Origin of the sequence: Microcella putealis (assembly GCF_004216575.1) — a bacterium.
Taxonomy (GTDB): domain Bacteria; phylum Actinomycetota; class Actinomycetes; order Actinomycetales; family Microbacteriaceae; genus Microcella; species Microcella putealis.
The window spans coordinates 322,930-335,535 of record NZ_SGWW01000002.1 but is presented as its reverse complement, the minus strand read 5'-3'; the positions used below and the strand labels follow the sequence as shown (position 1 = coordinate 335,535).

The following is a 12,606-nucleotide window of genomic DNA, read 5'->3' as shown; positions in this document are numbered from 1 at the left end:
TCCGCCCAAGTGCGGACACTCGTTCGGGGGTCACGCACACCCCCCTCCCCACGCCGACGGTCGACGGGTACGGTCGAGGGGTGGCGAATGAGACGACGACCTTTACCGGACGCATCGGGCGCATCCCGATTCGTCACCTGAGCCCGCAACAACCAGAATTCCGCTGGCCGGCAAAAGCCGTCGTCGGCGAGGTTGTGCCCTTCGCGGCCACGATCTTCCGCGAGGGGCACGACGCCCTCGGCGCTGAGCTGCTGCTGACCTCGCCCACGGGCGAGATCACCACTCACCCGCTCACGATCGGCGCGCCGGGTACCGACCGCTGGCACACCGAGGCGCTCGTCGATACGGAGGGCGACTGGCACTGGCAGGTGCGCGCCTACGGCGACGACTGGGCGACCTGGATGCACGCGGCGAGCGTCAAAATCGCCGCCGGTGTCGACGTCGAGGTCATGCTGCTCGCCGGCGCCGAACTGCTCGCGCGGGCGGGAAAGCTCGCGAAGGGCACCCCCTCGCAGCGCGTGCTCTCGAGCGCCCGAACGGCGATGCTGAAGACCACGAAGTCGCCGGCCGAGCGCCTCGCCGTCGCGAGCGACCCCCGCGTCGCGCGGGCCATCGCCGAGCACCGACCGACGAGCCTCGAGACGCTGTCCGAGACCATCCCGCTGCGCGTCGAGCGCACCCGCGCCGGCGTGGGCGCCTGGTACGAATTCTTCCCGCGCAGCGAGGGCGCGAAGCAAAAGAAGGACGGCTCGTGGACGTCGGGCACCTTCCGCACCGCGCAGAAGCGTCTGCCCGCGGTGAAGAAGATGGGCTTCGACGTGCTGTACCTGCCGCCGATTCACCCGATCGGCACCATCAACCGCAAGGGCCCCAACAACACGCTCACGCCGGGGCCGAATGACCCGGGTAGCCCCTGGGCGATCGGCTCAGCTGCGGGCGGTCACGACGCGATCCACCCCGACCTCGGCACCGAGGCCGACTTCCGCGCCTTCGTCGCGGCCGTGACCAAGAACGGCCTCGAACTCGCGATCGACCTGGCCCTGCAGTGCGCACCCGACCACCCGTGGGTTACCGAGCACCCCGAGTGGTTCACGACGCTGCCCGACGGCTCGATCGCGTACGCCGAGAACCCGCCGAAGAAGTACCAAGACATCTACCCGCTGAACTTCGACAACGACCCCGAGTGCCTGAGCGCCGAGATTCTGCGCATCGTCGTGCACTGGATCGAGCTCGGCGTGCGCATCTTCCGCGTCGACAACCCCCACACGAAGCCGCTGGGCTTCTGGGAGTGGCTGCTCGCCGAGGTGCGCGACCGCTACCCCGACGTGGTCTTCCTCGCCGAGGCGTTCACTCGCCCCGCGATGATGCAGTCGCTCGCAGCGGCCGGGTTCCATCAGTCGTACACGTACTTCACGTGGCGCAACACGAAGGGTGAGCTAGAGGAGTATCTGACCGAGGTGTCACAGGTCACCTCGACCCACTTCCGCCCGAACTTCTTCGTCAACACGCCCGACATCTTGACCGAGTACCTGCAGTTCGGTGGCGTGCCCGCCTACAAGATTCGCGCCGCGATTGCCGCGACCTCGAGCCCGATCTGGGGCATGTACGCCGGCTACGAACTCATCGAAAACGTCGCGCGACCCGGCAGCGAAGAGAACATCGACAACGAGAAGTACGAATACAAGCAGCGCGACTGGGCCTCAGCCGAGGCCGAGGGGCGCTCGATCGCGCCGTTCATCACCCAGCTGAACAGCATCCGCGCCGCTCATCCGGCGCTACGCCAGCTGCGCAACCTCCGCGTGCACTGGAGCGACGACGACGCGATCCTCGTCTATTCGAAGGTCATGGATGCGCGCTTCACGGGCACCGGACGCCCCGACGGCGTCATTGTGGTCGCCAACGTCGACCCGCACTCGGTGCGCGAAACAACCGTGCACCTCGACCTGGCGGGGCTCGGGCTGGAACACGGATCAACGTTTGATGTGACCGACCTGATTACCGGGGAGCGGTATCGCTGGGGAGCCGACAACTACGTCAGACTCGACGCCTTCCAGAACCCCGTGCACATTCTCCGCATCGACTACCCGAAGGGCGTGTGATGCCCAAGCTTCCGGCCACCACCATTCCGATCCTGCACCCCGAGCATCGACAGGCACTTGTCGACGCCCACCACCCGCGGCCCCACGACGCCCTCGGGCAACACGCTGTCGAGGGCGGCTGGGTGGTGCGCGTGCTGCGCCCCCTCGCATCGACCGTCACGGTCGAACGGGCGGACGGCACCCGCCACGCGCTGGCCCACGACGCCGACGGCCTCTGGCACGGGCTGCTGCCCGGCGGCCCGGCTGATGGCCAGGCGTACTCGGTGCACACCACGTACGACGGCGGCCCTGACTGGCACGCCGACGACCCGTACCGTTTCGTGCCGAGCGTCGGTGAAACCGACCTCTACCTGTGGGGCGAGGGCCGCCACGAGCAGATCTGGCAGGTGTTGGGCGCCCACCGCAAGCGCCACGAAGACGTCGACGGCACCGGCTTTGCCGTGTGGGCGCCGAACGCGCAGGCCGTGCGGGTGGTCGGCGACTTCAATAACTGGAACGGCGCCCTGTACGCCATGCGCCGCCTCGACGACACGGGTGTGTGGGAGCTGTTTATCCCCGGCCTCGGCGCCGGCTCGACGTACAAGTTCGAGATCTTGACGCCGGCCGGCCAGTGGGTCACCCGCGCCGACCCCATGGCGCGCTACACCGAGACGCCGCCCGCGACGGCGAGCATTGTCGGCGAGAGCAGCTACGAGTGGGGCGACGGCGACTGGATGGCGGCCCGGGCCGCCCGCGACCCGCACAACGGGCCGATGAGCGTCTACGAACTGCACCTGGGTTCATGGAAGCCGGGCCTCGGCTACCGCGACATCGCCGACCCGCTCATCGAGTACCTCGAGCACACGGGCTTCACGCACGTCGAATTCCTGCCGCTGGCCGAGCACCCTTACGGCCCCAGCTGGGGCTACCAGGTCACGGGCTACTTCGCCCCGACCTCGCGCTTCGGCCACCCCGACGACCTGCGTTACCTGATTGACCGCCTGCACCAGGCGGGCATCGGCGTGATCATGGACTGGGTTCCGGCCCATTTCCCGAAAGACGAGTGGGCTCTCGGCCGCTTCGACGGCGTGGCGCTGTACGAGCACCCCGACCCGCGGCGTGGAGAGCACCCCGACTGGGGCACGTACATCTTCGACTTCGCCCGCAGCCAGGTGCGCAACTTCCTCGTCGCGAACGCACTCTACTGGCTGGAAGAGTTCCACATCGACGGCCTGCGCGTCGACGCGGTCGCGAGCATGCTGTACCTCGACTACTCGCGCGCCGAGGGTGAGTGGCTGCCGAATCAGCACGGGGGCCGCGAGAATCTCGAGGCAATCGCCTTCCTGCAGGAGGCGACGGCCACCGCGTACAAGCGCGTGCCCGGCATCATCATGATCGCGGAGGAGTCGACCTCCTATCCGGGTGTCAGCCGCCCCACCGACGCGGGCGGGCTCGGCTTCGGCATGAAGTGGAACATGGGCTGGATGCACGACACGCTGTCGTACTTCCAGCGCAACCCCATGTGGCGATCGCACCACCACGGCGAGATCACCTTCAGCTTCCTGTACGCGTTTAGCGAGAACTTCATGCTGCCGATCAGCCACGACGAGGTCGTGCACGGCAAGGGTTCCCTCCTGCACAAGATGCCCGGCGACCAGTGGCAGAAGCTCGCCAATGTGCGCGCCTACTTCTCGTTCATGTGGGCGCACCCCGGCAAGCAGCTGCTGTTCATGGGCCAAGAGTTCGGGCAACCCAGCGAGTGGAGCGAAGAGCGCGGCCTCGACTGGTGGATTCTCGACCAGCCGGTACACCAGGGCCTGCTCGGCCTCGTACGTCAGCTGAACCGCGTCTACCGCGACTCGCCCTCGCTCTGGCAACGCGACAACACCCCCGACGGTTTCGAGTGGTTGGAGGGGGGCGATGCGGGCAACAACGTCATCGCGTTCGTGCGCCGCGGCGACGATGGCACACCGACCGTGTGCGCCTTCAACTTCAGCGGGAACCCCGTCGGGCCCTACCGCCTGCCGCTCCCCCACGCCGGCCGCTGGCGCGAGGTCGTCAACACCGACGCGACCGAGTACGGCGGTTCGGGCGTCGGTAACTTCGGCGCCGTCGAGGGAGACACCACCCCGTGGGGCGGTCAGCCGGCCTCGGTCGAACTCACCTTGCCGCCGCTCGCTGGCCTCTGGCTGCAGCCCCAGTAGATCCCGAAATGCCGACGGGGCCCGCGCACATCACGCGCGGACCCCGTCGTTGTCGTCGGCTCAGTAGAGCAGGTTCGTCAGCTGCCGACGGGCGGCGGCGACGCGCGGGTCCTCGGCTCCGACAAGCGCGAAGAAGTCGAGCATCCGCGCACGCACCTCCGCCTTGCCCTCAGCGTCGAGGCGCGGAAAGACCGTGAGCAAGCGGGCGAACGCATCCTCGATGTGGCCACCGCTGACATCCAGGTCAGCAATCGCGAGCTGCGCGGCAGCGTCATCCGGATGCTCGGCCGCGTTCTGACGGATCGTCGCCGCATCCGCTCCCGCCAGCCGCTTCAGCAGCGACACCTGCGCGAGGCCCGCCACCGCGTCGTCGTCGCGGGGATTCTGGGCGATGGCCGTCTCGAAGGCGGTGATCGCCGCATCCAGGTCGCCGCGTTCGACCGCGTCGTACGCCTCCTGGTGGAGGGGCGGAAGGGGTTCTTCCGCGGGCTCCGTGTCAGCGTCGTCGTCGGCGACCCCCGTGACGGTGCCGGTCACGCCGTTCTGCGCGGCGAGTTCGAGCACCTGCTCGAACACCTGGCGCACCTCCTCGTCGGCCGCCATGCCGACGAACAGCGGCACGGGTCGACCGCCGATGAGCGCAACGACGGCCGGTACCTGCGTGATCTGGAACGCCTGCGCGACCTGCGGCGACCGGTTGCCATCGACCGTGACGAGCGCCAGGCGACCCGAGTAGCTCTCGACGATCGACGGCAAGAACGGCGCCACGCCGCCGCCGTAAAACTCGACGATGACGGGCACCTGGCGCGACAGCTCGACCGCCTGGCCAAAGCTGCGATCGTCGGCTTCCGAAACAATGCCCGCCGGCGCGGAACCGGAGGCCGCCGCGACGTTGCCCGACGCGGGCGCGGCACCGGGGCTCGGCTGCTGCGCGCTACGCACGAGCGACGACAGGTCGACGGCGCCGCGCAGGGCGGCGGGGTTCAGTGATGCGTCGGTCACGATACCTCCGATGCTGAGATGAGTCCCTGGGTGAAGCCGAGCAGCAGCACGGGCGCTTCCGCGCCGAGCGGCGGAACGTAGAAGAGCACCTGCACGCCGTAACGAGCCACAACGCCGGCGGTGGACTGCTCGACACCTGACAGCGCCTGCACCGCGCCACTGGCGTTGACCGCCGCGCCCTCCTGAACCGGGGTAACCGTCTCGGTTTCGACGATGTAGCCGGTCACCAGCCCACCCGTATCGGCGGTCGCGAGCACGATGGTCTCGCCCTCACCGACGGCGTTCTCGAAGGTGATCTGCGCGGTCTCCGGAAGCGCCGCGGCACGCTCAGCCTTCGCCGCGGCACCGATCTGCGAGATGAGCGAGTCGCTCTCGAGGTCGAAGAGTTGGGCGCCCTCCGACTCGGGGCCGGCGAGCAACAGCTCGGCGTAGGCGGGAGCCACGTTGCTCGGCGGCACCGAAAGCAGCGGCGTATCGGCGGGCAGTCGGGCCGTACCGAGACTCGCCGGCGGGCTGTCGGGGAAGGGGTTGCCGGGCACCACGGTCACCGCGTAGTGCACCTGGTACTGGCTGCGCGGATCCTCCTGGATCAGCACCATGGCGAGCGGCGGCACCGTCTCGTCGTCAGCATCTTCGACGACGGCGAAAACGGTGCGGGGCCAAATGTCGGTCTGCTGGGGCAACGCGACCTGCACGTTGCCGACAGGGATTGCCGGCAGGGCCCCCAGCTCGGCGTTCGCGGAGCGGATTTGGTAGCTCGCCGCGCGCAGCTCGAGGGCCGGGCCCGCCATGCGGGTCGCCGCGAGTTCGGCGTCCAGTGTTTCGTCGGCTTCACCAATGCGCTCGGCAACCCGGGCGACGATGCGCTCGAGCTGGCGCTCGTTCACCGCGATCGGAGGCGTCGATGGCTCGACCGGTGCATCACTCGCCGATGGCTCAGGGCTCGGCCCGATGGTGAACGGCGCGTCTGCGGAGCAGGCACCGAGCACAAGCACCGTACCGAGGGCGACGGTCGGGACGACCATCGAGCGACCGATGGAACGTCGACCCTTGGGTCGGGCGACGACGGCGCGCGGGCGCGTCGGGCGGTAGCGCGAGGGTCGCGGGGCCGTCGGCATTCGGGGGTTCTTACGGCGAGGTCCGCGCTGGCGGCGCCAGTGCCAGAGCGCCCACAACAGAGCGATGAAACCGAGCACCATGAGCGAGATGCCGGCGATGATCAGCCAGCCGGCGTACGGCGTCGAGCTGTCGAGCGGCCAGGTGACGCGGTAGTCCTGCGGGGCAGGCAGCGTGCCGTCCGAGACGACGAGCAGCGACACATCTGACGGAACGTTCAGAGTGAGGCCGAGTTCGCCCGCACCCTCAAACTCACCGAACCACAGGTCGCTGCCGAGCGGGCTCGGAACCTGCGCCTCGCTGCCGCGTACGGTCTGCGCCACGAGCTCTCCGGTCTCAGCGTCGACCGTGATGAGCGTGTGCTCTGCCTCGCCGACCCACCCGATCACGTCGACGGTGCGGCCGTAGGTCACGGCGATGGCGTCGGTCTCGGTCGCCGCGTCATCTGCCGCCGCCTCGCCGTCGGCGGGCGCCTCACCGTCGGCCGGGACTTCGCCCTCTGCTGGCGCCTCCGCGTCGGCCGGTTCGGGGCTTGCCGACGGGCTCGGCGACTCGACCGGGGCGGCCTCGACGCCCCCGCGAATAGCGATCGTCTGAGTGCCCTCGTAGGCGTTGAGCGCCGCACCGTCAATGACGGTGACGGGGGCGGTCGCCGTCAGTTCGAGTTCCGAGGTGACCGAGTCGGGCGGCGCGAGCACGGTGCGCTGCGCGATGCCGAGGCCTCCGGTCACGACGGCGGCGACAAATAGCACGATGGCGAGAACGAATCGCACGAGCTTCTCCTTTCCGGCCGGCCCGCCGCGCATGAGCTGCGCGGCCCGAGGCCGTCAGCACTGCGGCGGGACCGAGACAGCTGGGGTTCCGGCGGTGCGCGTCATCGGGCGGTCGCCCCGAATGGTCGGGGCGGGCCAGCAGAACAAAGACGTTCCAGAATAGCGGATGCGCGCATCCGCCCCCTGAGCGGGCCCGATTCCGCGCATCCAGCGCCCGTCGGCCGCCCCATAGTCCCCTCGTTACACTCGACAGGGCAGAGGCGGTCAACACCCGGGAGTAGGACGACACGTGGCAGCGAACGATGCGACCTTCGGCACGGAGATGCGCGGCTACAAGCGCGAGGACGTTGACCGGGCCCTCACCGACCTTCGCCGAGAACTCATTCAGGCGAACACTGAGCGCGCCGAGACGGCCAAAGAGGTCAAGCGTCTGCAGGCGGCCCTCGCCGACCTGCAGGAAGAACTCGACGAAGTCGGCCGCCCCACCTATTCGGGTCTCGGGTCGAAGCTTGAGCAGACCCTCCGCGTTGCCGAAGAGCAGTCGACGCGACTGATCAGCCAGGCCGACATTGACGCCGAGCGTGTGCGCACCGACGCGCGCGCCGAGGCAGAGCGTCTGCAGGCCGAAACGGCGGAGCGCACCGAACGACTCGTCGCCGACGCGAGCGCACGGGCCGAAAGTCTTATGACGAACGCCCAGCGAGACGCCGCCGATCTGCTGGAACGCGCGCGCTTCGACGCCGCACAGCTCGCCCAGGAGGCCGAACGGGAGGCGGCGGCCGTGCGCGGCGCCGTCGCCACGGAGGCGGCAGAAACCCGCACGACGGCGAAGCGGGAATCGGCCGCGCTCCGCGCCGAGGTAGAGCGCGAGCTCGCCGAACTGCGCGTGGTCGCCGACCGCGAGGCGGCCGCGGCCCGCGACGCCGCCGCCACCCTCGCCCGCGAGACCGAGCGCGAACGCGCCGAGTTCGACAGTCGTATGGCGGCCGAGCGCGCTCAGTGGGAGGCCGACCTTGCCGCCCAGCGCGCGGAACTCGAGATCGACGTCGTCGGCGAGCGGGAACGGCTCACCGCCGAGCTCGACGGGCGCCGTCAGGCGTGGGACGCCGAAGAGCACCGCCGTCGCGCCGCCGTCGAGCAGTTCGAGGCGCGCTCGCGCGGCGCCCTCGAGACCGAAATCACGGATGCGCGGGCACGCCTCGAGGCGGAACTCGCCGAGGCACGCTCCGCGCTCGCCGAGGAGGTCGCGCGCACGCGTGCGGACGTCGACCGAGAGCAGACCACCACCCGCGCTGAGCTGGATCGCCAGGTCTCCGAGACGCGGGCCGACCTGGAGCACGAGCAGGCAGAGGCACGCGCCGCGCTGACAGCAGAACTGAGCGAGGCACGCGCGGCGCTTGAGCGCGAACAGAGCGAGGCGCGCAGCGCACTCGACCAGGAGCTGACGCGAGCGCGCGCGGAGTTGGCCGCCGACGTGCAGCGCACGCGCACCGACCTCGACCGTGAGCTGGCCGAGGCGCGCGCCGACCTCGAGCGCGAACTGGCGGAAGCGCGTGCCGGACTCGCCCGCGAACTCGCCGAGGCCCGCGCCGACCTCGAGCGCGAACTCGACGAGGCGCGCAGCAGCGCAGACCGGGAGATCGCCGAGGCCCGCGCCGAGGCCGAGCGACTGCGGGCCGAAGCCGCAGCCGCATTCGACCGCGAGCAGGCCGAGCGACGCACGGCCCTCGAGCAAGAGGTTGCCGAAACCCGCGCCGATCTCGAGCGCGACACGAGCGCAGCGCGCTCAGCGCTCGAGCGAGACATCGCGGCGGCGCGTGCCGAGCTCGAGCGCGACACGACGACGGCACGAGCCGACGCCGACCGCTACGTCACCGCCACTCGCGCTCAACTCGACGCCGATGTCGACGCGGCCCGAGAACAACTCGCCATCGAGCAGTCCGCAGCACGCGAGGCGCTCGACCGTGAGCTGTCCGCCGCGCGCCTCGAGGCGGAGCGGGAACTCGAATCGGAGCGCGCAACTCGCCTGCACGAGCTTGAGACCGAGCGCATTCGCTTGACCGACGAACTGGCCAGGCTGCGCGCCGAACTGACGCACGAGGCCGACGAACAGCGCACGCGCATGGCGCGCGACGCCGAGCAGGCGCGCGTTGACCTCGAGGTTGAGCTCACCGCCCGCCGCGACGAAGCCGAGCAGGAGTACTTGGCGCGACAGCAGGAGGCGGTCGCCCAGACGAAGGCCTACCTCGACGAGGCGACCGCGCAGCTCGCCGAGGCGCAGAACCGCGCCGCCGAGGCGCGACGCATCGCGAGCGAGTTGGACGCCAGCGCGCAGAGCGACGCCGAGGCCCTGCGCGCCGAGGCAGACCGCACGGCACGGGAGGTGCTGGAGAACGCGGAACGGCGCGCGGCCGCAATGATCGCGGATGCCGAAGAACGCACCGCGGCGCTCGTTGCCGACGCCGAAGAACGCTTGGCGCGCATCCGCGTGGAGCGCGACGCCGTGGCTGGCTACTTCGAAAGCATGCGCGGAGTACTGTCGCAGGCAGAGAAGCTCACCGGAGCGGAGTAGCCGCCCCGGTCGTCAACCACACGCGAGGTGGCCGTGAAGATTCAAAACGCCTTCCGCCTGGGCCTATTCGGGGGGCTCGGGGCCATTGCCGCCCTGTTCATTGGCGGCGCACTCGCCTCACTCGCGACGATCCTCACCTACATCGGCGCCGCCCTGTTCCTCGCTCTCGGCCTCGACCCACTCATCACGTGGCTGGAGAAGCGTGGCTGGCCCCGCTGGTCGGCAATCCTGACGGTCTTGACCGGCGTTGTGGGCCTGTTCACGGGCCTTGTCTTCGCACTGGTCCCCGTCATCGTCGAGCAGTCCCAACGGCTGATTGGGCAAAGCGCGCGGTATCTGCAGACCATCGAGAGCCTCGACGACTTCTTCGAATCGGTGCAGGTCTTTATCCCCGTCGAAGTGCTCAACGTGCGCGAGGCGGCCGAGTCGGCCCTCGCCTTCTTGAGCGACCCGGCCAACCTGGCGGAAATTGGCGGCGGGGTGCTGTCGGTGGGAATCGGAATCGCGACCGGTGTCTTCGGTGGGCTGATCATCCTGATTCTCACGCTCTTCTTTGCCTCGTCGCTGACCTCGATGAAGTCGGCCCTGTACCGGCTCGTGCCGGCGTCGCGTCGCGAGGGCTTCATCCGCATCGCCGAGCAGGTGTCGATGGCGGTCGGCCGCTACGTGGTGGGCCAGGTCACGCTCGCGCTCTGCAACGGCGTGCTGAGCTTCGCGTTCCTGTCGATCATCGGAGCCCAGTACCCCGCACTGTTCGCCTTCATCGCGTTCTTGTTCTCGCTGGTGCCCCTCGTCGGAACGCTCTCGGGCTCGACCGTGATCGTGCTGATGCAGCTGCTCGTGAACCCTGAATCGATCGCCACCGTGATCGCGGCGGCGATCTACTACCTGGTCTACATGCAGGTCGAGGCGTACCTGCTGAGCCCGAACATCATGCGCCGGGCGGTGCGCGTCCCCGGTGTGGTTGTCGTGATCGCTGCCCTCGCCGGCGGCACCCTGCTCGGCGTGCTCGGCGCCCTCATCGCCATCCCCGTCGCGGCGTCAATCCTGATCATCATCGACCAGGTCGTCGTACCGCGTCAGGATGCTGCCTAGCGCGCAATCACGCCCGCTCGCACCCAGCGCTGACCGGCCGCGTTAGGCGGGCCACTGCGTCGGCAGCGGAAGCACGGCCGGGTTCAGGCGCTCGACGATCTCGCTGAGCACACGATACGTCTGCTGCTCGCCCACCCACAGGTGCTTGCCGCCCTCGACGGCGACGAAGTCGAGCTCGGGCACCGAGGCAAAGCGCTGACGCGCTTCATCCGGCCGCAGGTAGTCGTCGAGCTCGGGGATGACCGCGACGAGCCGCTTACCGCTGCCTGCCCACGCCGCGACCTCATCGGCACTCGTGCGGTGCAGGGGCGGCGAGAGCAGAATCGCGCCCACGACGTCTTCGCTCAGCCCGTGTTTGAGCGCCACCTCGGTTCCGAACGACCAGCCGAGCAACCACGGCTGCGGCAGCCCACGCTCGGCCGCCCACGCGACAGCGGCTGCCAGGTCGAGGCGCTCGAGGTCACCGTGGCCAAACTCCCCCTGCGAGGTGCCACGCGGCGACGACACACCGCGGAAGTTGAACCGCAGCACCGCGACGTCGGCGAGCGCGGGCAGCCGCGCGGCGGCCTTGCGAATGATGTGGGAGTCCATAAATCCCCCGGCCGTGGGCAGCGGATGCAGACACACGAGCATCGCCACGGGATTGCCGTGCTCCGGCAGGGCGAGTTCGCCGACCAGGGTGAGTCCATCGGCCGTGACGAACTCGATGTTCTCGCGGTGGGCGGGCAGCACCGTGCTGCCGCGAATTTCCTCGGTCACGACTGCTCCTTCGCGAAGGTTTAGGGTTCGATGCGCCAGCAGCGCGTGTGCCAGTGCCGCCGGTCGACGAGCGCCGCATCATCGCCCATCATGTGGTCAGCACGCCACACCACGACGTGCGCCATACCGGGGCTAATCGGCGCGGTGCACCCGGGACAGCTGTACGACTTCTGGGCGGATGCGGCCCCCGACGGCTGCACCCACCACGAACCCGAGCGCTTGTGCTCGGTGCGCTTGAGGCCACCCTGGATGCGACTGAGGTCGAGAGGGGGAACGTCTCCGTCGCCGCCGCGACGGCGCTTCGGTTTGTTGCTGCGCGGCATAGCCGCGACCTAGTACCAGCCGACTCGCTGGCTGTGCGCCCAGGCGCCGCACGGCGAGCCGTAGCGGCCCTGAATGTAGCCGAGGCCCCAGGTGATCTGCGTCGCGGGGTTCGTCTGCCAGTCGGCGCCAGCGCTCGCCATCTTGTCGCCGGGAAGCGACTGCGGGATGCCGTAGGCACCGGAAGAGCGGTTCATCGCGTAGACATTCCAGCCAGACTCTTTGTTCCAGAGAGCGACGAGGCAGTCGAATTCGCCCGGCCCCCAACCGCGAGCCGCCACCATCTCAGCGGCAATGGCCTGCGCGGTGCCCGGGTCAGGGGTGCCGGCGGACGGCGCAAAGCCGCGAGCGGGCTCGGGCTCAGGTTCGGGCTCCGGGGGCGCGATGATCTCGTACGACGCCGTCTCGACCACGGCAGTCGCGTCGCTGTCGGCGGCGAACTGCTGCACGGGTGCGCGGTCGGCCGGAGCATACGTCTCAACCTCCGCGGCGGCGCCCGAGGTGGGATCGATGACCGACACCATGACGAACGACAGGGTGGCAATAAACGAGAAAACGGGAAGCGTCCACGCGCGGCGCACGTGGCGCTCGGCGGAGGCGGACGACCGGAGGCTCGCGGCGGGCGGGGTACGGCGAACGCCGCTCGGTGCCGACGAGAAGGTCGACCCCGGGCGCTCCTCAGTCAC

9 protein-coding genes are annotated in these 12,606 nt (G+C 69.5%); 4 read left to right on the top strand and 5 right to left on the bottom strand.

All coding sequences use genetic code 11. The annotated features are described in order from the left end of the window. The first annotated feature begins 80 nt into the window (after positions 1-80). Both EV141_RS06480 and glgB read left to right on the top strand, forming a co-directional pair. Positions 81-2,099, top strand: a complete 2,019-nt coding sequence (locus tag EV141_RS06480) for an alpha-1,4-glucan--maltose-1-phosphate maltosyltransferase (RefSeq protein WP_185740122.1) — start codon at positions 81-83, stop codon at positions 2,097-2,099. Next, positions 2,099-4,282, top strand: coding sequence for a 1,4-alpha-glucan branching protein GlgB (gene glgB / locus EV141_RS06475; RefSeq protein ID WP_130485145.1), 2,184 nt, complete (start codon positions 2,099-2,101; stop codon positions 4,280-4,282). The genes EV141_RS06480 and glgB overlap by 1 nt, the downstream gene beginning before the upstream one ends. Positions 4,283-4,342: 60 nt before the next feature. Here the strand turns inward: glgB and EV141_RS06470 are convergent, their stop codons facing one another. Both EV141_RS06470 and EV141_RS06465 read right to left on the bottom strand, forming a co-directional pair. Beyond that, a complete protein-coding gene (locus EV141_RS06470) occupies positions 4,343-5,284 on the bottom strand; it encodes a tetratricopeptide repeat protein (RefSeq protein WP_130485144.1) in 942 nt (313 codons plus the stop codon). Further along, positions 5,281-7,173 carry a DUF8094 domain-containing protein gene (locus tag EV141_RS06465; RefSeq protein ID WP_130485143.1) on the bottom strand — a complete coding sequence of 631 codons (1,893 nt, stop codon included), beginning with the start codon at positions 7,171-7,173 and terminating at the stop codon, positions 5,281-5,283. Before EV141_RS06465 ends, EV141_RS06470 begins: the two co-directional genes overlap by 4 nt. Positions 7,174-7,462: 289 nt before the next feature. Between EV141_RS06465 and EV141_RS06460 the strand changes: the two genes are divergently transcribed. Both EV141_RS06460 and EV141_RS06455 read left to right on the top strand, forming a co-directional pair. Then, on the top strand, positions 7,463-9,745 hold the full coding sequence (locus EV141_RS06460) for a DivIVA domain-containing protein (RefSeq protein ID WP_130485142.1): 2,283 nt from the start codon (positions 7,463-7,465) through the stop codon (positions 9,743-9,745). A 33-nt stretch (positions 9,746-9,778) separates the two neighbouring features. After that, on the top strand, positions 9,779-10,840 hold the full coding sequence (locus EV141_RS06455; RefSeq protein WP_130485141.1) for an AI-2E family transporter: 1,062 nt from the start codon (positions 9,779-9,781) through the stop codon (positions 10,838-10,840). A 42-nt stretch (positions 10,841-10,882) separates the two neighbouring features. On the opposite strand, the gene EV141_RS06450 is transcribed toward EV141_RS06455, so the two are convergent. From EV141_RS06450 to EV141_RS12430, 3 genes are read right to left on the bottom strand one after another with little or no spacing between them, the layout of a single operon-like run. Then, the gene (locus EV141_RS06450; RefSeq protein ID WP_130485140.1) at positions 10,883-11,599 is read right to left on the bottom strand and encodes an alpha/beta hydrolase; all 717 of its coding nucleotides are present in this window, start codon (positions 11,597-11,599) and stop codon (positions 10,883-10,885) included. Positions 11,600-11,619: 20 nt separating this feature from the next. Beyond that, positions 11,620-11,922 carry a hypothetical protein gene (locus EV141_RS06445; protein ID WP_130485139.1) on the bottom strand — a complete coding sequence of 101 codons (303 nt, stop codon included), beginning with the start codon at positions 11,920-11,922 and terminating at the stop codon, positions 11,620-11,622. 9 nt (positions 11,923-11,931) lie between these two features. Beyond that, complete coding sequence (locus tag EV141_RS12430; protein ID WP_241969131.1) at positions 11,932-12,606, bottom strand: aggregation-promoting factor C-terminal-like domain-containing protein; 675 nt, start codon at positions 12,604-12,606, stop codon at positions 11,932-11,934.